Annotated in this window: 30 protein-coding genes; 26 read left to right on the top strand and 4 right to left on the bottom strand. The window is 30.3% G+C overall.

Going from position 1 to position 23,479, the window contains the following annotated elements; all coding sequences use genetic code 11:
* The first annotated feature begins 105 nt into the window (after positions 1-105).
* Positions 106-822, top strand: coding sequence for an alanyl-tRNA editing protein (locus I6U51_RS17215; RefSeq protein ID WP_211143796.1), 717 nt, complete (start codon positions 106-108; stop codon positions 820-822).
* 142 nt (positions 823-964) lie between these two features.
* Entirely contained in the window at positions 965-1,504 is a 540-nt protein-coding gene (locus I6U51_RS17210; RefSeq protein WP_211143974.1) for a GNAT family N-acetyltransferase, read from the top strand.
* A 76-nt stretch (positions 1,505-1,580) separates the two neighbouring features.
* On the opposite strand, the gene I6U51_RS17205 is transcribed toward I6U51_RS17210, so the two are convergent.
* Positions 1,581-2,393, bottom strand: a complete 813-nt coding sequence (locus tag I6U51_RS17205) for a polysaccharide deacetylase family protein (protein ID WP_246517414.1) — start codon at positions 2,391-2,393, stop codon at positions 1,581-1,583.
* A 399-nt stretch (positions 2,394-2,792) separates the two neighbouring features.
* On the opposite strand from I6U51_RS17205, the gene I6U51_RS17200 reads away from it, so the two are divergent.
* From I6U51_RS17200 to I6U51_RS17140, 13 genes are all read left to right on the top strand, one after another.
* Positions 2,793-3,404, top strand: coding sequence for a TetR/AcrR family transcriptional regulator (locus tag I6U51_RS17200; protein WP_211143795.1), 612 nt, complete (start codon positions 2,793-2,795; stop codon positions 3,402-3,404).
* Positions 3,405-3,464: 60 nt separating this feature from the next.
* The gene (locus I6U51_RS17195) at positions 3,465-4,361 is read left to right on the top strand and encodes an FMN-binding protein (RefSeq protein WP_211143794.1); all 897 of its coding nucleotides are present in this window, start codon (positions 3,465-3,467) and stop codon (positions 4,359-4,361) included.
* 180 nt (positions 4,362-4,541) lie between these two features.
* Positions 4,542-5,411, top strand: a complete 870-nt coding sequence (locus I6U51_RS17190; RefSeq protein WP_211143793.1) for a PhzF family phenazine biosynthesis protein — start codon at positions 4,542-4,544, stop codon at positions 5,409-5,411.
* Between the two features lie 256 nt (positions 5,412-5,667).
* On the top strand, positions 5,668-6,306 hold the full coding sequence (locus tag I6U51_RS17185) for an alanyl-tRNA editing protein (RefSeq protein WP_211143792.1): 639 nt from the start codon (positions 5,668-5,670) through the stop codon (positions 6,304-6,306).
* A 487-nt stretch (positions 6,307-6,793) separates the two neighbouring features.
* Positions 6,794-7,447: an aspartate/glutamate racemase family protein gene (locus I6U51_RS17180; RefSeq protein ID WP_211143791.1), complete on the top strand. Its 654-nt coding sequence runs from the start codon at positions 6,794-6,796 to the stop codon at positions 7,445-7,447.
* Between the two features lie 247 nt (positions 7,448-7,694).
* Positions 7,695-8,111, top strand: coding sequence for a YhfM domain-containing protein (locus I6U51_RS17175; RefSeq protein WP_211143790.1), 417 nt, complete (start codon positions 7,695-7,697; stop codon positions 8,109-8,111).
* Between the two features lie 77 nt (positions 8,112-8,188).
* Positions 8,189-8,458: an alpha/beta fold hydrolase gene (locus tag I6U51_RS17170; RefSeq protein ID WP_211143789.1), complete on the top strand. Its 270-nt coding sequence runs from the start codon at positions 8,189-8,191 to the stop codon at positions 8,456-8,458.
* Positions 8,459-8,596: 138 nt separating this feature from the next.
* The gene (locus tag I6U51_RS17165; protein WP_211143788.1) at positions 8,597-9,541 is read left to right on the top strand and encodes an SDR family oxidoreductase; all 945 of its coding nucleotides are present in this window, start codon (positions 8,597-8,599) and stop codon (positions 9,539-9,541) included.
* Positions 9,542-9,665: 124 nt separating this feature from the next.
* Positions 9,666-10,232: an HD domain-containing protein gene (locus I6U51_RS17160; protein ID WP_211143787.1), complete on the top strand. Its 567-nt coding sequence runs from the start codon at positions 9,666-9,668 to the stop codon at positions 10,230-10,232.
* Positions 10,233-10,250: 18 nt separating this feature from the next.
* Complete coding sequence (locus I6U51_RS17155) at positions 10,251-11,177, top strand: AEC family transporter (RefSeq protein WP_211143786.1); 927 nt, start codon at positions 10,251-10,253, stop codon at positions 11,175-11,177.
* 288 nt (positions 11,178-11,465) lie between these two features.
* The gene (gene hsp18, locus I6U51_RS17150) at positions 11,466-11,906 is read left to right on the top strand and encodes a heat shock protein Hsp18 (protein ID WP_211143785.1); all 441 of its coding nucleotides are present in this window, start codon (positions 11,466-11,468) and stop codon (positions 11,904-11,906) included.
* A 418-nt stretch (positions 11,907-12,324) separates the two neighbouring features.
* Complete coding sequence (locus I6U51_RS25345) at positions 12,325-12,609, top strand: Spo0E family sporulation regulatory protein-aspartic acid phosphatase (RefSeq protein WP_343069702.1); 285 nt, start codon at positions 12,325-12,327, stop codon at positions 12,607-12,609.
* Between the two features lie 375 nt (positions 12,610-12,984).
* Positions 12,985-13,545: a DUF1697 domain-containing protein gene (locus tag I6U51_RS17140; protein WP_211143971.1), complete on the top strand. Its 561-nt coding sequence runs from the start codon at positions 12,985-12,987 to the stop codon at positions 13,543-13,545.
* Positions 13,546-13,749: 204 nt separating this feature from the next.
* Here the strand turns inward: I6U51_RS17140 and I6U51_RS17135 are convergent, their stop codons facing one another.
* Positions 13,750-14,544: an amidohydrolase family protein gene (locus tag I6U51_RS17135; RefSeq protein WP_211143784.1), complete on the bottom strand. Its 795-nt coding sequence runs from the start codon at positions 14,542-14,544 to the stop codon at positions 13,750-13,752.
* Between the two features lie 152 nt (positions 14,545-14,696).
* Between I6U51_RS17135 and I6U51_RS17130 the strand changes: the two genes are divergently transcribed.
* The 9 genes from I6U51_RS17130 (at position 14,697) to I6U51_RS17090 (ending at position 19,197) form a co-directional block, all read left to right on the top strand.
* Complete coding sequence (locus tag I6U51_RS17130; protein WP_211143783.1) at positions 14,697-15,038, top strand: winged helix-turn-helix transcriptional regulator; 342 nt, start codon at positions 14,697-14,699, stop codon at positions 15,036-15,038.
* 8 nt (positions 15,039-15,046) lie between these two features.
* Entirely contained in the window at positions 15,047-15,187 is a 141-nt protein-coding gene (locus I6U51_RS17125; protein ID WP_211143782.1) for a hypothetical protein, read from the top strand.
* A 123-nt stretch (positions 15,188-15,310) separates the two neighbouring features.
* Positions 15,311-15,634, top strand: coding sequence for a carboxymuconolactone decarboxylase family protein (locus tag I6U51_RS17120; protein ID WP_246517410.1), 324 nt, complete (start codon positions 15,311-15,313; stop codon positions 15,632-15,634).
* Between the two features lie 36 nt (positions 15,635-15,670).
* Positions 15,671-16,405, top strand: a complete 735-nt coding sequence (locus tag I6U51_RS17115) for an MBL fold metallo-hydrolase (RefSeq protein ID WP_211143780.1) — start codon at positions 15,671-15,673, stop codon at positions 16,403-16,405.
* Positions 16,406-16,429: 24 nt separating this feature from the next.
* Positions 16,430-17,023 (top strand): glycerol-3-phosphate 1-O-acyltransferase PlsY, encoded by a 594-nt coding sequence (plsY, locus tag I6U51_RS17110; protein WP_211143779.1) that lies wholly within the window; start codon positions 16,430-16,432, stop codon positions 17,021-17,023.
* 67 nt (positions 17,024-17,090) lie between these two features.
* Positions 17,091-17,261 carry a hypothetical protein gene (locus I6U51_RS17105; RefSeq protein WP_211143778.1) on the top strand — a complete coding sequence of 57 codons (171 nt, stop codon included), beginning with the start codon at positions 17,091-17,093 and terminating at the stop codon, positions 17,259-17,261.
* Positions 17,262-17,290: 29 nt separating this feature from the next.
* The gene (locus tag I6U51_RS17100) at positions 17,291-18,007 is read left to right on the top strand and encodes a polysaccharide deacetylase family protein (protein WP_343069700.1); all 717 of its coding nucleotides are present in this window, start codon (positions 17,291-17,293) and stop codon (positions 18,005-18,007) included.
* 56 nt (positions 18,008-18,063) lie between these two features.
* Complete coding sequence (locus I6U51_RS17095; RefSeq protein ID WP_211143777.1) at positions 18,064-18,543, top strand: GyrI-like domain-containing protein; 480 nt, start codon at positions 18,064-18,066, stop codon at positions 18,541-18,543.
* 312 nt (positions 18,544-18,855) lie between these two features.
* Positions 18,856-19,197, top strand: a complete 342-nt coding sequence (locus I6U51_RS17090; protein ID WP_211143776.1) for a zinc ribbon domain-containing protein YjdM — start codon at positions 18,856-18,858, stop codon at positions 19,195-19,197.
* A gap of 150 nt (positions 19,198-19,347) precedes the next feature.
* On the opposite strand, the gene arsS is transcribed toward I6U51_RS17090, so the two are convergent.
* Positions 19,348-20,328, bottom strand: coding sequence for an arsenosugar biosynthesis radical SAM (seleno)protein ArsS (arsS, locus tag I6U51_RS17085; protein ID WP_211143969.1), 981 nt, complete (start codon positions 20,326-20,328; stop codon positions 19,348-19,350).
* Positions 20,329-20,340: 12 nt separating this feature from the next.
* A complete protein-coding gene (locus tag I6U51_RS17080; RefSeq protein WP_211143775.1) occupies positions 20,341-20,673 on the bottom strand; it encodes an arsenosugar biosynthesis-associated peroxidase-like protein in 333 nt (110 codons plus the stop codon).
* Between the two features lie 313 nt (positions 20,674-20,986).
* Between I6U51_RS17080 and I6U51_RS17075 the strand changes: the two genes are divergently transcribed.
* On the top strand, positions 20,987-21,415 hold the full coding sequence (locus tag I6U51_RS17075) for a C-GCAxxG-C-C family protein (protein WP_211143774.1): 429 nt from the start codon (positions 20,987-20,989) through the stop codon (positions 21,413-21,415).
* Positions 21,416-21,469: 54 nt separating this feature from the next.
* On the top strand, positions 21,470-23,473 hold the full coding sequence (locus I6U51_RS17070; RefSeq protein ID WP_211143773.1) for a molybdopterin-dependent oxidoreductase: 2,004 nt from the start codon (positions 21,470-21,472) through the stop codon (positions 23,471-23,473).
* Positions 23,474-23,479: the final 6 nt, after the last annotated feature.

The following is a 23,479-nucleotide window of genomic DNA, read 5'->3' as shown; positions in this document are numbered from 1 at the left end:
TAAAAATTTTATGGATAATGCAAGAAATGAATACTTTGCTTATATAGAAGAATTTAATAATTTTAAATAAATTTTTATTATTATAAATTTTAAGGAGGAAGAAAAATGAGTGAATTAATATTTCAAAAAGATAGTTATGTAAAAAGTTTTGAGTGTAAAGTTATCAAAGTAGATATGGAGGAAAATGCCGTTGTTTTGAATAGAACAGCATTTTATCCAGGGGGAGGAGGTCAGCCATGTGATAATGGAGTACTGGAAACCGCTACAGATAAATATATTGTTAAAAAAGTTAAGAAAAAAGGCTCTGATATATATCATTATATTGATGGTGATCTTCCTAAAGTTGATGAAATTTGTATTGGGAAATTAGACTGGGAACATAGATATAAGCTAATGAGAACTCACACTGCTATGCATATTTTATGCGGTGTTGTATGGAGAGACTACAAAGCTCAGGTAACTGGCGGAGATATGGATTGTCTCAAAGGTAGATTGGATTTCGAGTTCGAAAATTTTGACAAGGAATTAGTTGATGAAATAGAAATAAAAATCAATGAAGAAGTAAAATCTGCAAGAAATATTAGTGTAAATATTCTTGGAAGAGAAGAAGCTTTCAAAATTCCAGATTTAATAAGAACAAAAATAAATCTTCTTCCAGAAGGCATCAAAGAAATACGAACTGTTGAGATTGAGGGCTTAGATCTTCAAGCAGATGGAGGAACCCATGTAAAAAATACTGAAGAAGTTGGAAAAATAAAAATAGTAGAATATAAAAGCAAAGGAAAAATCAATAAAAGAATATATATTGAATTAGAAGAATAGTTTAAGAAGAGCTGATGCTGAGGCTAAAGTACAATAAAGAATAGAGATAACAGTTAAACTAATAATGCTATGTAGATTTTACTTATACAGCAGGAGGGGGATATCAGTGGATAGAGTTCAAGAATTTGATACAACAGTGGAAATGCCAGATAATAAGGATTATGTTATAGAAAAGGGAACAGTAAAGGATATAGATAAACTAGAAAAGTTATATAATGACTTAAATGACTACTTAGAATCAAGCATAAATTATCCAGGTTGGGCAAAAGGAATATATCCAATTAGAGAAACTGCTGTTACCGGAATTCAAGATAATAATCTATTTGTATTAAAAATGAATGGTGAGATAGCAGGTTCTATAATATTAAATCATGAACCAGAATCTGCATACTCTCAGGTAACTTGGGGGATTGAAGCTGACTATAAAGACATTATAGTAATACATACACTTGTTGTTCATCCAAAGTATATGAAGAGCGGTGTTGGCAAAAAATTAATGGACTTTGCAAAAAAATATAGCCTTAAACAAGAAATAAAAGCAATTCGGCTAGATGTTTCTATTCATAACACACCTGCAATATCATTGTACGAAAAATGTGGATACAAATACGTAGGAACTGTTGATTTAGGCTTAAATATTCCAGACTTAGTTTGGTTTAAATTGTATGAATTAGTTTTGTAAGCATAAAAATAAATTATGTAAAATATTTCAAAAACGTAGATTAAAGTAGAGAAGCCTGCTTCAATCTACGTTTTTCTTATTCAACACAATCCTTAGATGAAAATATAAAATCAAAAAAGCTAGATGTCTTTTTTGGTATTGGAAAATAAAGTTCTGGAGTATCTTCTGTAATTGGTTTAAATTCGTAGCCTTTATCTTTATAATAGCTGATTATTTTAGGTAATGCTTTACAGGTATTCTTATGCATATAATCACAATGCATAAGTAATATTATACTGGACATTTCTTCGCTATTCTTTGTTGCTTGCCTATATAATTTATCAGGAGGGGTTTTGGGCTTTACTCCATCTATAGTTTCCATATTCCAATCATATATTTTAAAGTTACAACTATGAAGTTTATTAAGATAGGATTCAGTAAGATGCTTTCGGCTGCCTCCAGGAAACCTGATTATATTAGGAGAAATTCCAACTACTTCATTTATTTTTTCACGACACTGTATCATTTCTTTTATAAATGCGTTTTTATTAGAATAGATACGTTTAAATTTATGTGTGTAAGTGTGTAACCCAATACTATGTCCTTCACTATGAATTCTTTTTACCGTATCTTCTAAACCATCTATTTGATTTCCAATGAGAAAAAAAGTAGCTTTGACGTCATTTTCATTTAAAATATCTAATATTTTATTTGTCACAATACTAGGCCCATCATCGAAGGTTAAATATATCACTTTTTTTCCTTGATTTAGATCCTTTTGATAGGTAGCTAAATCTACAATTGGTTTTGTAGCATTTTGCATTTCCATACTTTTTATATTTTCATTAAAGCATAAAATTATAAAGAATATGCTTATAAGAGACATAAAAAATTTCAATTTGTTTTTCAATTTCTTCTCCTCCAATGCAATTTATAAGGTTTGTTTAATAAAAAATATTTGTAATTATGGTGTTATTATAAGTTGCACTTAATTTAGTATTGCTATTTTATAAATATTTAATAGCTAGTAAATTTTACAAGGATATACACTTTTGGTTAATGGCAGCTTTTTTGTCTGTAAAATATTACACATATAATTTATACTTTTACCATAGTTAGATTGTGTTACTGTGTTAAACAGCTTGGAAGAGAAGAAAACTTCTATATCTAAGCTGTTTTTTATTCAAACTTAAATGCTATTAATAGTCTTAAATCTTTATTAGTGTATTTCACATAGACAATTGGAAAAATAAGGAGTATAATACGAATAAAAGAGAATAGTTAATTCGCTTTTGTTAAAGGAGTAAATATGGTTCAGTATAAAAAAGATAATATCAAAGAAAAAATTGATTCTGCTGCCTTAAAAATCTTTGGAGAAAAAGGATATGAAAACACAAAAATTTCTAATATTTCAGTAGCAGCTAAGGTTTCAGTTGGAAATATATATCGCTATTATAAGAGCAAAGAAGAAATCTTTTATTCAGTAGCTCCTGAGAGTGTATTGGAAAAATTGAAAAGTATTTTAATTAATAAAGTTATATTGGCGAAGGACAAGGAATTAAATAGAGGAAAATCAATCAGTAAGTTTCATTTTATTAATGAAGAGTTTATTGAGTATATGATCTTAAACAGAGAACAAGTCTTAGTAATGATTAATGGAAGCAAAGGTACAAGGTATGAAGGGGTAAAGGATGAAGTTATCAGTTATATGATAGAAAATGTTAAGGAACATTATTCAAAGGAAAGTAATGAGATTATTCATGATTCTATGAACTATGGCACTATTAAAATGATATATGAAAAACTGATTGAAATGATGATGCATATCTTAAAGGAGTCAAAGTCTTCTGAAGATATTAAGAAATCATTTGAAATTATAAATTCTTATCATTTGTTTGGAGTTATTAATTTATTTAAATAGTTTAAGAAAGATAAAAATATAAGCATAAGAACTTAATAAAAATGAAAGGGGAGCGGGAAAATGGATAGAAATTTGCTTTTAAATAGCAATCATCAAAAATTATTAAAAGCAGCACACCTTCTTTTGGTTGCAAGTGTATTTGGAGGGCTGATTTCAATCTTAAGTCTTCTTTTGTTAAAACAGACTGGGCGTTTTGAGGGAAATACTTTTCCAATAGATTTGGGAATACTTAAGGTATTTACCTGGGGGGTAAATTATGCATTTTTAATTTTAATGATAACTGCATTTATATACGGAATATTTACAAAATGGGGATTCATTAAGTATAAGTGGATAATATTGAAGTGGTTGCTTGTACTGGCTATGTTTATAATTACTTGGAGTGGATTTGGTCCTGCTGTTAGTGGAATGGCATCTATATCAGATGCAGGTTTGAACAATTCCCTTATGAAAAGTGAGTATTTAGAATTTCAAAACAAAGCATTGGTATTTGCAGCTATCGAAGCGATAATAATGGCAATAAGTATCTTCATTTCTATTTTCAAACCTTGGGGGCAAAGAGAAGTAAAAGGACAGTTAAGACAGAAAACTATTATAATGGTTGTACTGCCTTTAATTATAATTGGTGTTGGATTTACAGTTTCAAATACTATTAGTTTAAATAAAATTAGGAATATGCCTATAGGAAGTGTAAATCTCACAAAAATTAATGATGGAGTATATCAAGGTGAAGCAAAAGTTGGCAGTTACGTGTATAAAGTAAAAGTAGAGGTTAAAAACCATAGAATTATTGATATTAAAGGGGTAGAGAATCGGAAAAGCGTATATTTAACCTATGCAGAAGGAGTATTCCAGAAGATAATTAAAGAGCAAAGGGCAGATGTAGATGCTGTTACTGGAGCAACTACTACTAGCAAGGCATTCATGAAAGCAGTAGAAAGTGCTCTTAAACAATAGCATGAAAATTTTCTAACTAATTATTACATTATGCATAATTTAATTAAATGCTATTATATAATTTAAAGAATTATAAATGCTAAAATTTAGTTTAGAGTTGATATTTACGATAGAGATTCACAGTGTTAAGAAACCAATATTATAAAAATTATTTAATCTTATTTAAGAGGAGAAGCGTAAATGGAAATAAAAGTTTACACATTAAATGCTTTTGCAAAAACGGACAATGGCGGAAATCCAGCAGGGATAGTTTTAGATGCAGACTTTTTATCAGCACATGATATGCAAAAAATTGCAGCAAAAGTTGGTTTTTCGGAAACAGCATTTGTTAAAAAATCAAATAAAGCTGATTTTAAGGTTGCTTTTTTTACTCCTAAGGAAGAAGTAGATTTATGTGGGCATGCTACTATAGCAACTTTCTATCTATTAGCTAATAAAGGTATTATACAAGTAGGAGAGTATACGCAGGAAACAAGAGCTGGTATTTTAAATGTAGAATGTAGGAATGATAATGTAATTTATATGAACCAGCGTAATCCTGAATTTTATGAAATACTGGATAAAAAAGAGATAGCTAACACATTGAATATTAATGAAGATGATATTATGAATGAGCTTCCGATTCAAATCGTATCTACAGGATTAAGGGATATTTTAATCCCTATCAAATCATTGGAGACATTATATAAGATAAGACCTAACTTTGATAAGATTTCATATGTTAGTAAAAAACAGGATGTTATTGGATATCATCTTTTCACATTGGAAACGGAATATGATTCAACTGCCCATTGTAGAAACTTTGCACCTTTATATGGTATTCCCGAAGAGGCTGCAACTGGAACATCTAATGGGGCTTTAAGCTGTTATTTGTATAAATATGGATTTGTTTTGGGGGGAAATACAGAAAATTTGGTCTTTGAGCAGGGATATTCTATGAAAAAACCTTCAGAGGTTTTAAGTAGCTTAATAATCCATAATCAAGAAATTAATGAAGTAAAGGTTGGAGGAATTGCTTTAAATATTGAAGAAAAAAGGATAAATTTATGATAAAGACTAAAAGCACAATGAAAAATGGTCATTTATTTTAGTATTTTGCACCTCAAAACGGAAGCTGTTGAAAAAATCTGTACTCATTTTTAATATAAAATTAGGATTTGTATATTTTAGGCCAATGGCTAAATCGCATAGCTAATAGTTTTATTTTAAAGGATTTTAAGGAATATTAAAGGATGGACATAATTAGGATTTAATGTATTATATGTAAAGTTATGAACTAAAGTACATTTAGAAAAGAGGTTTTACAGTGAGTGTTAAGAAATTGTTTTGGGAAAATCCTTATTTAACTGAAATTGAAGCAAAGATAACTAGTGTTAATAACAATATTATTACTCTTGACCAGACAATAGTCTTTGCCTTCTCAGGGGGACAACAATCCGATTCAGGAACAATAGGTGGGTTTGATATCATTGAAGCAAAAAAGGAAGGAAAAGAAATTTTTTATACTATTGAAGCAAATCATAACTTGATACTTAATCAAAATGTTATGGTTACAATTGATTGGGAAAAAAGATATAGATTAATGAAATTACATTTTGCGGCAGAAATTATTTTAGAATTAGTTTATCAGAACTACAACCATCCTGAAAAAATTGGAGCAAACATAACTGTAGATAAGGCAAGGATAGACTTCTTCTGGAAGGGAAATATATCAGAAATTTTTCCGGAACTTATGAATAAAGCAAATAATATTATAAACTCAAACTTGAGTATAATAAGTGCTTTTGATGATGAAAAAAATGAAAAAAGATATTGGGATATAGAAGGATTTGCAAAAGTTCCCTGTGGAGGAACACATTTAAAGAGGACAGGAGAAATCGGTTCAATATCTTTAAAAAGAAACAATTTAGGTAGTGGAAAGGAAAGAATTGAGATATACCTATGATAGATTTTAATAGATTAAATGCATAAGGAAGGAAGAGGCTGGTACTTTAGAATTGATAATTATAATGATTTTTTAAGCAATTTGGTTGGAAGATTAAATTAACGCAGCCTGGCGAGGAGAATGCAAATTATGAACGTTGGAGATATAAGGTGTTTCCAGTGAGCTTGAATCACATTCCTAGGTATTTTTTTATTGAAGTAATAAAATCAATAAACTCTGACTTTAGCTAACATCCTGCTTCCAACATGCAAGTGGCTAAGCTAGAAGTTAGCTAAGGCTCTGATACACCGAAAGCACTTAAAAGTTATCCCCAGAGAGTAATAGCATAAAATTATATAATATATATTAGTAATAAGATGTTCAAAGTCTTGTTCCAGTAGTCTACAATTCGCTTATATGTTAAAAAATAATTATTAGTGAGAGTTTTAGATTAAACTTTATTAAAACATAGCTAATGGGATAAGAGAATTTATGAGGGGTGGTATATATGAATAATATTAAGGTTGGAGTTATTGCAGGAACTCCTGTAGATACTCAGATGGGGGTGAATTTTTTTATTTCAAAAGGAATTAATGCATTGGGATATCCGGTATCTTCATGTCCAGAAGAACAGTCCAAGTTTCAAATTCTATCACCAATTGAACTTGCAAATAAAATTAGAGAAATAATAAAAGAAATAAAACATAAAAGCGTTGATACAATAATTGTATACTGCAATTCTCTAAGTGCAGCAGTTGATATGGACAAATTGTCTAGAGAAGAAGAGGTGAGAATAATTACCCCACTTACTGTTTATAAAAAGATTGCTTGTAATTATAAAAATATTGGAGTACTAACAGCTAATAATCAAAGTTCAGCAGGTATTGAAAAAGTTGTGCAAAGTGTAAATTCAGAGTGTAATGTTATTGGAATAGGGGTACTTCCTTTAGTTATAGATATAGAGAAGGGTATGCCTGCTGAAAAAATAGTTGAAAAATTTGCATTAAAAAATTTGATAGAATTTTATAACTCTATAAAAGTAGATGTAGTTATTCTTGGATGTACTCACTTTCCTTATCTATATAATGAATTAAAAAAGTATGCTTCTATCTCTATTCTTGACCCTGCAGAATTAATGTATAAAATGATATGCGATAATTAATGTTTTATATTAAAATGTAGATTCTTTATATTAGATAAATATTAGCTTTGGCTTGATTATGGTCAAGTCTTCAGAGGATCTAAAACACATAAGTCAGAATCTTAGTTCTTATGAATTAAAATTCTGGCTTAATTTATTTTGTATAGAGAAATATTGTGTTAAAATTATAATTAATTACCATTATTTAGAGGAATAGTAATTGGAAGTAAATTCTAATTCGCTAAAACTGTTTTAGTTGGAGGGGAAGATGAATCAACATAGCAATGTAAAGTTAGCATTAAAAAAGACCTTACTACCAATAATAGTGATATTTATGGTTTCATGTTCTTTAATGATTGGATGTAGTAATAATAAAAGCAAAGAGAAGGAAATTGACTTTATTGAAATAACTCAGCACTCTAATAATAAAGTATGGACTCTTTCAGATAAAGATACTATAACTAAATTTATAAATGCTCTAAATAATAGAGAAGAAACTAATGAGAAGATTGATATAAGAACACCGGATTATTCTGCAAAGATTTATTTTACGGATAAATCAAACGAAGAGTATACTCTGTGGATAGATAAGGATATTAATGTACAAGGGGTTTTAATGTCAAAGAATAAAACATGGTTTATTAAAAAGGAGTCAAATAGTATATTCAAAGAAATTTTGAAATAGCATTAATGATATGATGGAATTTTCATTACTAAAGATAACTTATCCGAAGCTGCACAAGGTTAAAGGAGGACAACAAGATGCCATATGTTGAAATATCAAATGCTAATGTTTATTATGATGAGATTGGAGTAGGAGAACCAATTGTATTTTTACATAATGCTTTTTCAAGAGGTATTATAGCATTTTCAGCTCAATTTGCAGCATTACAATCAAAATATCGCTGCATTTTTCCAGATTTAAGGGGTCAAGATTGTGGACATGGGCCACATTTAATTGGTGAAAAGCCTGAATTATTAAATGAAATGATCTTGAACTTTTTAGATAAAAACAATATTGAAAACACATAAATTTTAGCTGAAATTGTTCGTATTTTGTTAGTTACTAAACAAAATGGAAGAATTAAGAATGGATGATTTAAGTAAAGCAATTAAAGATGCATTACTAAAAAGTGTAATCTTTTATTAAATAATAAAGGAGCGTAAAGTATGAAAATATTAGTCATGGGAGGAACTGAATTTGTAAGCAGTTCATTGGTAAAATATTTGATATCTAAGGGTTATATTGTAGATATATTTACAAGAGGAATTAAGCCTGTTAAATATGATGGAATTAGGAACCATTTAAAAGGAGACAGAAAATCAATTGAAGATCTAAAAGTTAATATTTCAAATGAAGTCTATGACTATATTTTTGACATCTCAGCATATGTAAAGGAGGATGTACAAAAATTAATTAAGATTTTAAACAAAGAAAGTTTAAAAAGATATATATTTTGCAGTTCAGGTGCAGTGTATAAACCTTCAGATAAGGTAATTACAGAAGAATTTACACGGGGTGAAAACGAAAATTGGGGAAATTATGGGTTAGATAAAAAGAAAGCTGAAGATTATTTACTTAATTTATGGGAAACTGAAAAATTTCCTGTAACTATATTTAGACCAACTTACATATATGGAGAAGGTAATAATTTATATAGAGAAACCTACTTGTTTGATAGAGTAACCAAAGGGTCAGACATTCCAATACCGGATGGAAACAACGAGACACAATTTGTATATATAGACGATTTGGTCAAAGTATTTGAGAGTGCTATACATACAGATCAAACAGCAGGACAAGCATATAATGTAACTAATTCCGAAATAATAACGTGGAAACTATTAGTTGAAATGACTATGAGAGTAGTGAACAAAAAAGTAAATATAAAAGAAGTGAATAGTGAAGAAGCAAATATAAATGTGAGAGAATATTTTCCTTTTAGAAATGTTACGTACCTACTAGACACAAAAAAAGCTGAAAAAGATGGATTATATATGCCACAAATTGATTTATTCGAAGGATTACAATTGTCATATAAATGGTATTGTGATGCTAATCCGGAAGTAAAGGATGAAAAAATGAATAAAATCGATTTAGTATTAGATCTATAAGGAAGGCTAAACCTAATAACGTTTTAGGCACAAAACACTATGCAAATTTATAATTTTAAAGCAGGACTTTGAGATATATTTTATATAAATAATACTACATAGTTTTAATGCAAGGAGATATATAATGGATATTATTAGAACAATTGAAAAAGAAGTTGAAGAAAAATGCAAGAGTAAAAATAATATTTTTGGATATGGCATATGGACACATCATATTTTAAGTGTTGTAAAGTATTCAAAGATGTTAGCAGAAAAAATAGGAGCAGATGTCGAAGTGGTGGAAATAGCAGCTTTATTACATGATTATGCAGGTATAAAGAATAAAGATTTACAAGAACAACATCACATATATGGTTCAACAGAAGCTGAAAGAATCCTAAGAGAATTAAGTTATTGTGAAGATAAAATAGAAAAAGTAAAAGAATGTATTATTTCCCATAGAGGAAGTGTGAAAATGGAAAAGACATCAAAAGAGTCAATTTGTGTTGCTGATGCAGATGCAATGGCACATATAGATCAAATACCATCATTACTTTACTTAGCCTACTGTAATCATAAAATGAGTATAGATGATGGCAAAGAATGGGTTAGAAAGAAGATAGAGAGAAGTTGGAATAAATTAAGCTATGAAGCAAAAGAAATAATTAAAGAAAAATATGAGAGTGCCCAGAGCGTTTTAAGAACAGGTTAATATAGGGGGAAAAACAATATGACAATCATGGAGATTATTAATTCTTTATGCATGATTTTTATTATGATAATTCCTGGAATCATTTTTCGAAAAAAAGAATTAATTGATACTAATCAATCAAAGGGTATTTCTACAGTAGTAGTAAATTTGACTTGGCCTTGCCTAGTTATTGATGCAATGCAGGTAAAGTTTTCTCAGGAAATATTTAAGAGAAGTCAGTACATATTTGTGGTTGTTTTGCTGGTTTTTGCAATTGCTTTTATAGTAGGTTTTCTTCTTGTAAAAATGCTGAAAATTAAGCGGGAACAAGGAGGTATCTTTGCATTTATGTTGGTATTTGCCAATACTGGGTTTATGGGAATTCCTGTAATTAATGCATTGTATGGAAAAGAGGCAGTGTTCTATGCTTCTATTATAGAGATGGTAAATGATATTATGTTGTTTACTGTAGGTATTATGCTTATTCAACTTTCAGCAGGGATTAAAACAAAAATAAGTTTTAAAGAATTTTTAACTCCAGGAATAATCGGCGTTATAATTGGATATGTAATGTTTCTATGCAATTTTCAATTACCCGGATTCTTGGGACATTCCGTAAATATTATTGGAGCTGCAACAACGCCTCTTACAATGTTTGTAATTGGAGTTCAGGTAGGAGAATTGAGATTTAAAGAACTTCTAGGGAATGGGGCTATATATGTCATGTCCTTTGTAAAGCTGTTGATAATACCAATCATAGCATTACTGATTATGCGATTTATTTTTAATGATAGCTCCCTTCTAGCAAAGGTATTAATTATAAGTTTTGCAATGCCAGTGGCCGCATGTACAACAATTTTTTCACAACAGTACAATGCTGATGTCGGTTTTGCTACAAAAGGAGTTTTGCTTTCAACTGTAGTATCCGTTGCTACAATTCCAATTTTTGCTATGATTTTAAGGTAGGTTTGTTTTTGAAATCAATGAAAAGTTTGCCATGATTTTACACTGTATAATGATGTGTCGATGTGAAAAATTATGTTATAACAGCTTTTCAATATTAAAATTAGCTAAAAGTTCCTCGTTTATTTCTAAAAATTCTTGTTAAAATAATTTATATAAATAGTATATTAATTTTTTCAATTTAACTTGATAATTCTCTTGATTTTATACTTTGACTTTCTTTGACTTTTGTCTTATTATATAAATATAAATTAGAAATGCAAACTAAATAAAATTAGGAGGGATTTAAAAATGTTTGATATGGTACCTTTTAGAAAAAATGATTTAGTTAGAAGAGATGATTTCTTTTCACCATTTTTGAAGAACTTCTTTAATGATGATTTCTTCTCAACAATTAATGATTTACGAGGAAACTTTAAGGTTGACTTAAAAGAAACAGATGAAAACTATCTTGTAGAAGCAGATTTACCTGGAATTGAAAAAGAAGCTATAGATATAGAGTTTAATAACAATTACCTAGTAATTAGTGCAAAAAGAAATGAATCTCTAGAAGACAAAAAGGAAAATTACGTTAGACGTGAAAGACATTATGGAGAATTTAAGAGAAGTTTCTATATAGACAACGTAGATGAAAGCAAGATAGATGCTTCATTTGAACATGGTGTTTTAAAGATTACTCTGCCTAAATTGAATAAAGGTAACGACAAAAAGAGAAAAATTGATATTCGCTAGATATATATGCTATTTTTGAGGCTTACATTAACCTTATTGATTTTCACAAATGTTAAAATTAAATGATTTCTAAAACACCGTATTATTCGTCTTAATAATACGGTGTTTTAATAATTATTTTATCTTATGAATAAAATTTGAGAAGTGATTAAGATGGATATGAAAAAGGAATTATTGTATATAAAGTGTGATGAAAATTACCCACTGACCAAGCACAAAGATAAGAACTGGTGCCTATTATTTTACAAGTTGTTAAAAAAGTATATGATTATTTAACAATAATGACATAAGGTTGTAACAACTTGTATTTATAATAATAATTGTTCTAAGTGATAAAAACTTAGAGGAAAAAATAATAATTTTAATATATAATGAGTCCCCCTTATTATATAGAAAATAAGCGCTTGGAGAAATCTAAGTGCTTATTTATTTTAAAATACTAAAAATTGAGTACTTTAATTACCTCTATTTTAATATTGATATATTTAAAAATTTAAATTATATTCCATTTAGGGAGGAGATTAAAATAAACAAGTTAAACCAATTAGAGGAACTAATAAGTGAAGTTAGAGAGCATTTATATGAAGTTATTAATGAAAAAGGAGACTTATTAAACCCAGAAGTAGTTGCAGCTAGTAAAATGCTAGATTCGGTACTAAATACATATAGTGAGGTAATAAAACAAGATAAAACAGAAGTTTAGAAATAAGCTTCTTTTTTTATATATAAAATTTAGGTTTAGGGGAGGATCAACTTAAAAGATTTAGCATATCTAAGCAATAAGATATATATTATAGATAACCTATCAACTTTCTTATATTCAACATCTTCCTTTCAATGTAATTGCCATTATTTTACCACCTTATTTCCTTAATATGTTACAATAGAATATAAAATGACTAGCAGATGCGTTAGTGAAGTATCATGAAATGATAAGAATTAAGATATAGAAGAGAGTCAAATTGGATAAGTATTATATTTTATATCCAAACTGTGAAGATGAGTTGTCCATAGCTTGACCTGAATACATAAAAGTATATTGTTGCTGCAGAACTTATATTAAAGGAGAGGTTAAATTATTACTATTTATATCGCGCTGTTACGAGGTATTAATGTAGGTGGAAAAAATATAATTAAGATGGTAGATTTGAAACAAATGTTTGAAGCGATGGGATTTTGTGAGGTGAAAACATATATTCAAAGCGGTAATGTTCTATTCAAATCAAATGAAGATGAGGAACTTCTGCGTAAGAAAATTGAGCATGAGATTGAGGTGACTTTTGGATTTTCAGTCATAGTTATTTTGAGAACTGCTGCAGAGCTAGAACAAATTATCGAAAATTGCCCCTTTTCAGAGGATGCAATATTAGAAGCGGAATTGTCGTCGGAAGGAGAGAGTCTATATATATCATTGCTAACCCATACCCCTTCACAAGAAAAGATAGAATACTTAGGATCATATAAAAGTGAAAAGGAGGAGTATCAAATCAAAGGACGGGAGGTCTTTCTTCTATTCCGTCATAGTATTCGAAAATCCAAGCTTGCCAACAATCTTCATAAATTGGACGTGCCGGCGACTATGCGAAACTGGAAAACAATAAACAAGCTCGCTATGTTAGCAAAAGCCATGGAGAGTTAATTTTAAAAGGGAGAAGTATGTATGGGAGAGCTTGTATTATTAATTTATGGCTTACGACATCAGGTAAACTTCGTATAATTTCTTTTATAATTTTTATAGTATTCATGGGGGCGTTAACTGAAGGTTAACAATATGCCAGAGTCTAAGACTCTGACATATTGGAAAAGTTTTAATTGGTAGGTAGGATAATGTAAAAATGAGAAGTTACAATTTTAGTAATTTTATTATGTTTCCGCCCAGTACTTGTTCTAATACCTTTTTATCCGGACTACTCATTTCAATCATTCTTTTAAATAGTAGAGGATTACCATAAGGGGCATCTGAACTAAATAATGTGCGTTCAGGTAATTCTTTAATTGCTATTTTAGGAGCTAAAACTGTATAAGTAGCTGATAAATCTAAATAAATATTATAATTCTCTTTGGCAAGTTTTATTACATCAAGCCAGTGTATACCTCCCATATGACCTAGTATTAATGGGACTTTAGGATATTTCTTAGATAATTGTACAAGTTCTTTTATGTCCTCAAAATTTAAAGGGTGAAAAGTATGAACCCATATAGGTAAATATCCTAACTCATTGGAAGCTCGAAAGATTACTTCTAAATATTTTACCTGACCAGGAGCTGGTGAGAATTCTCCTAAACCGTAAAAATTATTTTTAATTACATTATCATTTATCCAATCAGCAGTTTCATTATATGGTAAAGATAATGGTACTAACCCAAAGCCAATAAATTTTGATGGATTTCTATCTATAACTTTTTTTAATTCTTCTGTAGTACTTTTAATATTTCTAATTCTCTCATCTAATGAAGTATTACTTGCCAGTATATTGTTCAATATGGCCAGTTCTTTTTCTAGTGATTTTAAATCATGAGCTTTTTCAGGATGAGGCGTTGTAGAAAACAATATAGTTTTATCTACACTAGCTTCCTCCATCATTAGTAATTGTTTTTCTGTTGCTAATATTACATGAGCATGACTATCAATTATCATATAAAACATCCTTTCTTGAATTATTAATTCCTTTACTCTGATTAAAAGCATATCACCGATAATAGCGCATTTAAAGTACGCACAAATTTGAAATGGAGTGTAGTAAATGATACTATAAAGTTAGTACTTAAAAGTTTTGAGGAGAGTCAAGAATGGCAAAATCAGAAAATTTAATAACAGAATGTCCTATGGACGTAACTATAAATATATTAAGTGGTAAATGGAAAATATCAATCCTTTGGCATCTAACAAGAGGAGTAATTAGATTTAACGAATTACAAAGATTACTAAAAAATATTACTCAAAAGACTCTAACACTTCAATTAAGAGAATTAGAAAGAGATGGTATAATTTATAGAAAAGTTTATCCAGAGGTTCCGCCAAAAGTTGAATATGGACTTACTAAACTAGGTGAAAGTATGAAACCTATTTTAAATTCCATGTGTGAATGGGGAAAAAATTATCAAAAAATTTCTAAAACATCTTGTGATTAAGGTAAAATATGTATTGGTTTAAGTGGTTGGAAGTCTCTAATACAGAAAAAGATACTGTTAAGAGTAAAAATCTATTGGTACAATCTCAAACCTGTCATTCTGATACAAAATTAAAGGATTTTGGAGTTAGAGAAGCGATTTATGCATAGCCTATGTTAACTATTTGTAATTTTGCATTCATATGCTATATAATTAAATACATGGACAATTGTAATATTTGATGAAGTAAATATTATTTATGCAATAGGAGAAAAATGATGGATATTAAAAATATGAAAGAATATCGAAAAGAGTACAATCTGAAACTTAATCAGACTGATGACTTCTTTAAGGAATTTGGAGAATTGGATGATAAAACATATTCTGATGGTGCAATTGATAAAAAGCACAAAGAACTCATGGGATTAGCTATTTCAGTAGTTAGTCGTTGCAATGAGTGTATTTGTTATCATATAGAGGGTTGTATAAATGCTGGTGCAAGTGTAGCTCAGATTATGGAAGCAATAAAGATTGGCGTAATTGGTGGCGGTTCTATTACTTATCCAAATGCTAGATTTGCTATGAAAGTATTAGAAGAATTTACATCGAAAAAATAAAATATCTAAATCAGGTTATTGTGGGGGAGAAAAAATATGGAAAATATAAAAATAAGTAAAAATTGTGATGCATTTATTTATAATGACTTAGAAATTTATACTACTAATGTTTTCTTAATTGAAAAAAAGTCAAAGATATTTTTGATTGATACTTTTTGTGGTTCTGACAGTATGATGCCAATAAAAGAAATCATAAAACACAAAAATAATAATAAAGAAGTAATTGTTATAAATACGCATTTTCATTGGGATCACGTATGGGGAAACTCTAGCTTTAAGGAAAATACAATAATTGGTCATGAACAATGTGGAGAATTATTAGATAAATACTGGGAAGAGCAATTAAAGAAAAATGAAAAATATATATCAGGAAATGTTGAAAAATATTTACCTAACGTTACCTTTAAAGAAAATATTAATTTTATTAATGAAGGCATAGAAATATTTTATAGCCCGGGACATACTGTTGATAGTATTTCAATATTTGATCATGATGAAAAAATATTGTATGCTGGTGACAATTTAGAAAAACCGATTATACATGTTGAGAACAATGACATAGAAACATATATAAAAACATTTAAGAAATACTTAGATTATAAACCTAAAAAGATTACAGCTAGCCATACGTTAAATTTATCTGAAGAAGATATTTACCAAGCGATAGAATACTTAAATGATTTAAAAAATGGCAAAAAAATTGAATTTGAAACTGAGCATATGAGAAAAATTCATATGGAAAATTGTAATCTAATTCATGGAATACTATAATATAATAAATTTAGGGTGAAGTGAATGATTATTTTAATAACAATTATAATTTCTTTTTTATGTGGTTCAATCCCAACAGGATACTTAATTACTAAAAAGTTTTGTGGAATTGATATTAGAACTAAAGGTAGTGGGAATATAGGCTCAACAAATGTGAAAAGAATTGCAGGCGCTAAGATATCTATTATTACTCAGATAATAGATATCTTAAAGGGTATGATTCCAGTGGCTATAGGTATATATTTGGCGAGGACTATAAAATTACCAATATCAACGAATGCCTATATTTCTATTGTTGCAATAGCGGTGGTTTTAGGACATGACTATACTCCATTTCTTTCTTTTAAGGGGGGTAAGGGCGTAAATACAACGCTTGGTGCATTTTTTTTATTTGTACCAATTCCGATATTAGCTGGAGTTGCAGTTCATTTTATATTGCGTTTATTTACAAGCATAGTTTCTGTTAGATCGATTGCAACAGGACTAACAATACCTATAGTATGTATTATTATGAAATTACCCATTTCACTAGTAGTTTCTACTACGATAGCTTGTGTTTTAATGGTAATTAGGCATAAAGATAACTTAGTAAGGATTATTCATAACCAAGAAAAGTAGCATTAGAAAATATTTCAATATTTAAATTTAAAATGATAAGAAAAACAAGACTAGGAGAAGCATCATAATGAGTTTTGATAATTATACTAGGAATTGGGATACTGATGAAAGAATTAATAGAGCAAAAATAATTTCCAATGATATAATCAATTCAATTGATAATGGTGAAGAAATCAATTATTCTTTATTTTTAATGAAGGCAAGAAAATTCGAATATTGTAAAGAAAGAGTATCTTAACTTATGAGATATTTTAGAGAGGATAAGTAGTGAAGAAGCGAATTCTGTTATTATTATGTATATTTATAGTATTTCTTTTAACTAGCTTTGGCACTTATAAGATTATGAACTCAAGAAGCTTTCAGTTTTTTGGAGGAATAGTCAGTAGAGTTAATACTAAAGAAAAAGTAGTAGCGCTAACCTTTGATGATGGCCCATCAAAAAAAGTGGATAAAATTTTATCTATTCTTAATGAGGAAAATATAAAGGCTACCTTTTTCCTAATTGGAAGTGAAATAGATAAATATCCTGATGAAGCAAAAAAGTTAGTGGTATCAGGACAAGAAATAGGCAATCATACGTATTCTCATAATCGTATGGTTTTTAAGTCACCATCATATATTAAAAAAGAAATTGAGGATACTGACAGGTTAATTAGAAAGATAGGATATAAGGATACTATACAGTTTAGACCACCAAACGGTAAAAAGCTTATTTTACTTCCATATTATCTAGAACAAAATAATCGAAAGACTATTTTATGGGACTTAGAGCCTAATTCATATCCGGAGATTAATTCAGATTCTGATAAAATTGTAAAATATGTTCTTGATAATGCCAAGCCGGGCTCAATAATACTTTTACATCCTATGTATGATGAAAAGGATATAACTATTAATTCTATAAAAGGCATAATAGAAGGGCTAAAGAAGAAAGGATATACATTTAAGACTGTAAATCAGCTTCTTGAAATGGAAAAGAAATAATACATTAATAACTTTAGATAAATTATTAAAAATTATAAATTAAGGGGGATAAAGTTATGAACTGTAGGGTAGTTGATAAGAAAGGTTTTAAAATTATTGGAAAGTGTAAAAAAGTTACAACTGACTGTGGCAAGCAGTTCGAAACAATTCCAAAGTTTTGGGAGGAATCATACAATAATGGTCTATGCGAAAAATTATTTAAGATTGCGGGAAGCTTAGGGGTATTAGGCGTATGCACAGATTTTGAACATGAGAAGGGTGAGTTTACTTATGTTATCGCAGTTGAGAAATTAAAAGCTGAAGTACCAGATGATTTAATTGAAAAAGAGATACCCGCAGCTACCTGGGCAGTATTTGAAGCAGTTGGACCAATTCCAGGAGCTCTTCAAGAAGTGTGGAAGCGCATTTTTTCGGAATGGTTTCCTGCAACAGGATATGAACATGCAGATGCACCGGAATTAGAGATTTATCTACCAGGTAATCCAAATGACAGCAATTACAAATGCGAAATTTGGATACCTATTATTAAGAAATAAATTTTTACAAATAGAAAATATACTTTCTAATTAAGGAGCAGATAGGAAAATCTGCTCCTTTAACTATAAAGTTTATTTAAAGATAATTCTACAATAAGGAAATATTCTCCGTCATGTTTTTCAAGTAAAAATAAAAAATTGAATATCTCGTAAAGCAACAATGAATCAGAAGGAATCATAAGGTGTAAATTTTAGTGAAGAGACGATATAATAGTTTTATTACTTTGTTGAAAAGCATTTGAAAGAAAAGTTGTCAATAGGAGAAGACTATGATAGGATATATAAGTCTATAACAAATGAAGGAGTGAATTTATGACTAATTTGCCAAATTGCCCAAAATGTAATTCAGAATATACTTATGAAGATAGAGGTCTTTTTGTTTGCCCAGAATGTGCTTATGAGTGGACTTTAGAATCATTGACTGAAAATAATGAAGATGAAAAGATTGTTAAAGATGCTAATGGAAATATCTTAAAGGATGGTGACACTGTAGCAGTAATCAAGGATCTTAAGGTAAAAGGAAGTTCATCATCCATAAAAATAGGTACAAAAGTGAAAAATATACGTTTAGTTGATGGAGATCATAATATTGATTGCAAAATTGATGGTTTTGGAGCTATGCAATTAAAATCTGAATTTGTTAAAAAGATATAAATGGGGTTTTAATGTAACAGAACCGGAAGATATGTAAAGTTATACTTACTATGTACAAATAGGGGCTGTTGCACTAAGAATAAATACTACAATATATTGTATGTAAATTCCTTAATGCGACAGCCTCATTCTTATTTAAGTCAGCTATTACTATTCTGTTGCTCCACCGCAGCTTGATCCGTTGCCTGCAGTACAGGCATAACAATGGTTTCCTAAACATATTGTACGTTTTTTAATTGGAGTACCCCTTAGCATGCTAATATGATTTGTTCCCTTCACAGTCCAAGCCAATGTTTGATTAAAATCACAATCATAAAGTTTCCCATCCCAAGCAACAGAGAGCTGATTTCTACACATCATGTTTTCCACCGTTGAAGCATTAAAGCTATTAGAAAGTCTTTGCATATACCCTTCTAAGTTGTTACTTCTTTTGAGAAATAATCTAAAGCGGCCTACAGGGTTGTTTGTAATTGTAAATAAATGATTGAATACAATGCCATGCTGCTCCTGTAGTTTGCGTTTATATTCTACCTCCATTGCTTCTTGAGAGGGAGGTAAGAAGGCACCGCCAGGATTGTAGACAAGATTTAAAATAAGATGATGTTCTCTGCCATACCCTAAATCATTTAACTCCTGCAGCATAGAGATACTTTTTTCAAATACACCATCGCCCCGCTGTCTATTTGTATCTTTAGCACTGTAATAGGGAAGGGAACAGACAACCTCTACATTGTGTTTTACATAAAACTCTGGTAAATGCTTGTACTCCTTTTCCTGTAATACAACTAAGTTGGAACGCACAATTACTTTACATCCCATAGATGAGGCCTCTTCAATGAGCCACTCAAAATGGGGATTCATTTCAGGCGCTCCACCTGTAATATCCAAAACTGAGAAGTTATTTTCTTTAAATACTTGTAAACAAGCTTTCATCGTTTCCAAAGTCATACTTTCTGTACGATTCGGGCCTGCCTCAACGTGGCAGTGCTTACAGGCCAAGTTGCAAACCTTTCCAACGTTGATCTGCATTGTTGTCAATGATTCATTTGTTTTGCAAAATTCTTCATTTTCTATTCTAGTAACAAATTTAGGAATACATTTTAATTCTTCTAGATAATTTTCATTATTCATAACAGTCTCCACCTAAAGCTCCAACTTGTTTGCTACATTCTTCATTTGAACGCCGTGAACTAAAGTAGCGCCTCCACGGATTGCAGCTGCTACATGAATTGCTTCCATCATTTGTTCCTGGTTTACGCCTTTTTCCAAACAACCTTGTGTATAAGAATCAATGCAATAAGGACACTGTACTGCATGCGCCACTGCCAAAGCAACAATAGCTTTTTCACGAGCTGTCAATGCGCCTTCTTCAAATACTGCTCCATAATACTCCATAAATTTTTCCCATAAGTTAGGAGCATCTTCTCCTATTGTACCGAACTTTGATAAGTCTTCTGGATTGTAGTAAGTATTCATTTATATTCCTCCTCTTATGTATATAGGGCTCTACGGCCGAAAGATGAATTATACGCCGGGATATGTTTTTAAACTAGAAAGTCACTTTATACCTGATAATTATATAATATTAATTGTAAACTGGTAATCGAAGTTATTGTATATTGTCTTTTATATTGTGTCAAATAAAAAAAACTAATATATTTAAATTTATCTATTAAAATATTTTATATTTTATACTAATTAAATATACTTTAATTTTGTGCAGCAATCATTCATGTTATAATAAAGTGAAACTTAAAGGAAATCAAAGACAAATGAGGAGGAAAAAGAAATGGATGAACAAAAAATATTAAATGCTTTTTCAGAAGGATTTGACTGTTCTCAAGTGGTTTTAAGTAGTGTATCAGCTGAATTGGGTATAGATGATGTTACTGCGAAAAAGATTTCTGCTTGTTTTGGTGGTGGTATGTTTTGTGGAAGCACTTGTGGAGCTATAACTGGAGCGCTTATGGCAATTGGATTAAAATATGGACACAGTATGCCTAATACTCCAGATATAAAAAATGAAAATATTGCAAAATTAATGGAATTTAAGGGAAAATTTTTAGAAAAATATGATTCTGTTATCTGTAAGGAGATCTTAGGATATGACATCAGCGTTCCTGAAGATATGGAAAAGATTATGGAAAAACAATTACTTACTACATTCTGCCCAAAGCTAGTAGCAGATGTGATTTCAACTTTAAAAGAGGTTATATAGATATCTAAATGAAAAGTTAAAACATAAATATGATAGGAAAAGGAGAAATAGTTTATGGAAATTTTACGATCAGTTTGTCCTTATGATTGTCCTGACACTTGTGGTTTGCTTATTCATGTAGACGGTGGAAAAGCTGTGAAAGTACAGGGGGATCCAGAGCATCCTTTTACACGAGGAACTCTTTGTCCGAAAATGGCTCATTATGAAAAAACAGTTCATTCTTCGAAGCGAATCTTAACACCATTGCGAAGAACTGGTCCTAAGGGCAGCGGTAAATTTGCGCCTATTTCCTGGACTGAGGCTATTGAACATATAAAAACAAAGTGGAATGAAATTATTACAAAGCATGGTGCAGAAGCAATACTGCCATATTCTTATGCTGGAACAATGGGTCTTGTGCAGCGTAATTCTGGACATCCATTTTTTTATAGTTTAGGTGCATCAAGACTTGAACGTACTATTTGTTCACCAGCAAAAGAGTGCGGTTGGAACGCAGTAATGGGGAAAACAATGGGACCTCATCCTAAAGAAATTCAGAAAAGTGACTTAGTTATTTTATGGGGAATTCATGCAGTGGCAACTAGTATTCACCTTATACATGACATTAATGAGGCTAGAAAACAGGGGGCAAAGGTATGGCTAATCGATACCTATGAAAATTCCACGGCTAAGATTGCTGATGAGGTTTTTATAGTTAAACCAGGTACTGATGGGGCTTTAGCTCTTGGATTGATGCATGTAATAGTTAAGGAAAACTTAGCTGATGAAGAATTTATCAAGGAACATGTACAAGGATATGATGAGCTTAAATTAGAGATTCTACCAAATTATTCACCACAGATAGTAAGTGAGATAACTGGTATTGATGCTGATATAATTGAAAATATGGCAAGGCAGTATGCTAAGGCTCAAGGGCCATTTATTAGACTTGGAAGCGGACTATCCCGTTATGGAAATGGCGCAATGACTGTGCGTACAATTACTTGTCTACCTGCGCTAGTTGGAGCCTGGGGAAAAACAGGAGGTGGTCTGCTTACTGGTACATCTACTGGAGGTGCATATGATACAAGCCTAGTAACTCATGAAGACTTTCAAGAAAAAACAACAAGAATTATAAATATGAATAAATTAGGTAATGCACTTAATGAAGTTAAGGATCCACCTATAATGAGTTTATATGTGTATCATTCCAATCCGGCGGCAATAGCTCCTGATCAGAACAGGGTATTGCAGGGATTGGCTAGAGAAGATCTATTTACTATAGTTCATGAACGTTTTATGACTGATACAGCAAAATATGCTGATATAGTATTGCCGGCAACCACTTCACTTGAACATAGCGATTTGTATCGTGCTTATGGACATTATACGATACAGCGAGCTTATGCAGTGATTCCGCCAGTAGGACAGGCAAAATCCAACTGGGAAGTATTTTGCTTACTAGCAGAGGCAATGGGTATAAATAAGTCTTTCTTCAATCAATCTGCGGATGATTTAATTGATAGTATTTTAGCTAAACCATCTTCATGGCTGGCAAGTACTAAGATTGAAACACTGCTTGAAGGGCGACCATTAGAATTACCGATGCCTGATAATTATAAGACTCAGTTTAAAACCTCTTCAGGGAAAATTGAGATTTTAAATTCTAAGGAAGATGAGCCTTTACCAAAATACATTAAACCTCATGGGGATAATGCAGAGTTTTGGCTAATTAACTCTCCTGATGCTCGATTATTGAATTCATCCTTTAATGAGAGAGAGGATCTGACGAAAACAAATAGAATGCTATTACAGATGAATCCCGATGATGCTGATAAAATGGGCTTTACAGATGAACAGACGGTTATTGCTTACAATGATCGCGGAGAGGTAACTTTTAAACTTAAAATTACATCTAAAGTTCCAAGAGGCGTTGTTGTTACTGAAGGAGTATGGTGGCTTGAACATACACCAGGCAACCGTTCAGTAAATACTCTAACTTCACAACGACTTACTGATCAAGGTAAAGGAAGTACTTTTTATGATGTTAAAGTAAATGTTAGAGCAGTGGATAAGTAATGATTT

The sequence above is a fragment of the Clostridium aciditolerans genome (assembly GCF_016316925.1).
Taxonomy (GTDB): Bacteria; Bacillota; Clostridia; order Clostridiales; family Clostridiaceae; genus Clostridium_AM; species Clostridium_AM aciditolerans.
Note: the sequence above shows the minus strand (reverse complement) of the source record. Positions and strands in the feature narration are given on the sequence as shown.

Excerpts from the sequence above, each read along its gene's own strand:
- I6U51_RS17215 (WP_211143796.1), top strand. The coding sequence starts at position 106 with ATGAGTGAATTAATATTTCAAAAAGATAGTTATGTAAAAAGTTTTGAG.
- I6U51_RS17210 (WP_211143974.1), top strand. The coding sequence starts at position 965 with ATGCCAGATAATAAGGATTATGTTATAGAAAAGGGAACAGTAAAGGAT.
- I6U51_RS17200 (WP_211143795.1), top strand. The coding sequence starts at position 2,793 with ATGGTTCAGTATAAAAAAGATAATATCAAAGAAAAAATTGATTCTGCT.
- I6U51_RS17195 (WP_211143794.1), top strand. The coding sequence starts at position 3,465 with ATGGATAGAAATTTGCTTTTAAATAGCAATCATCAAAAATTATTAAAA.
- I6U51_RS17190 (WP_211143793.1), top strand. The coding sequence starts at position 4,542 with ATGGAAATAAAAGTTTACACATTAAATGCTTTTGCAAAAACGGACAAT.
- I6U51_RS17180 (WP_211143791.1), top strand. The coding sequence starts at position 6,794 with ATGAATAATATTAAGGTTGGAGTTATTGCAGGAACTCCTGTAGATACT.
- I6U51_RS17175 (WP_211143790.1), top strand. The coding sequence starts at position 7,695 with ATGAATCAACATAGCAATGTAAAGTTAGCATTAAAAAAGACCTTACTA.
- I6U51_RS17170 (WP_211143789.1), top strand. The coding sequence starts at position 8,189 with ATGCCATATGTTGAAATATCAAATGCTAATGTTTATTATGATGAGATT.
- I6U51_RS17165 (WP_211143788.1), top strand. The coding sequence starts at position 8,597 with ATGAAAATATTAGTCATGGGAGGAACTGAATTTGTAAGCAGTTCATTG.
- I6U51_RS17160 (WP_211143787.1), top strand. The coding sequence starts at position 9,666 with ATGGATATTATTAGAACAATTGAAAAAGAAGTTGAAGAAAAATGCAAG.
- I6U51_RS17155 (WP_211143786.1), top strand. The coding sequence starts at position 10,251 with ATGACAATCATGGAGATTATTAATTCTTTATGCATGATTTTTATTATG.
- hsp18 (WP_211143785.1), top strand. The coding sequence starts at position 11,466 with ATGTTTGATATGGTACCTTTTAGAAAAAATGATTTAGTTAGAAGAGAT.
- I6U51_RS17135 (WP_211143784.1), bottom strand. The coding sequence starts at position 14,544 with ATGATAATTGATAGTCATGCTCATGTAATATTAGCAACAGAAAAACAA.
- I6U51_RS17130 (WP_211143783.1), top strand. The coding sequence starts at position 14,697 with ATGGCAAAATCAGAAAATTTAATAACAGAATGTCCTATGGACGTAACT.
- I6U51_RS17125 (WP_211143782.1), top strand. The coding sequence starts at position 15,047 with ATGTATTGGTTTAAGTGGTTGGAAGTCTCTAATACAGAAAAAGATACT.
- I6U51_RS17120 (WP_246517410.1), top strand. The coding sequence starts at position 15,311 with ATGAAAGAATATCGAAAAGAGTACAATCTGAAACTTAATCAGACTGAT.
- I6U51_RS17115 (WP_211143780.1), top strand. The coding sequence starts at position 15,671 with ATGGAAAATATAAAAATAAGTAAAAATTGTGATGCATTTATTTATAAT.
- plsY (WP_211143779.1), top strand. The coding sequence starts at position 16,430 with ATGATTATTTTAATAACAATTATAATTTCTTTTTTATGTGGTTCAATC.
- I6U51_RS17105 (WP_211143778.1), top strand. The coding sequence starts at position 17,091 with ATGAGTTTTGATAATTATACTAGGAATTGGGATACTGATGAAAGAATT.
- I6U51_RS17095 (WP_211143777.1), top strand. The coding sequence starts at position 18,064 with ATGAACTGTAGGGTAGTTGATAAGAAAGGTTTTAAAATTATTGGAAAG.
- I6U51_RS17090 (WP_211143776.1), top strand. The coding sequence starts at position 18,856 with ATGACTAATTTGCCAAATTGCCCAAAATGTAATTCAGAATATACTTAT.
- arsS (WP_211143969.1), bottom strand. The coding sequence starts at position 20,328 with ATGAATAATGAAAATTATCTAGAAGAATTAAAATGTATTCCTAAATTT.
- I6U51_RS17080 (WP_211143775.1), bottom strand. The coding sequence starts at position 20,673 with ATGAATACTTACTACAATCCAGAAGACTTATCAAAGTTCGGTACAATA.
- I6U51_RS17075 (WP_211143774.1), top strand. The coding sequence starts at position 20,987 with ATGGATGAACAAAAAATATTAAATGCTTTTTCAGAAGGATTTGACTGT.
- I6U51_RS17070 (WP_211143773.1), top strand. The coding sequence starts at position 21,470 with ATGGAAATTTTACGATCAGTTTGTCCTTATGATTGTCCTGACACTTGT.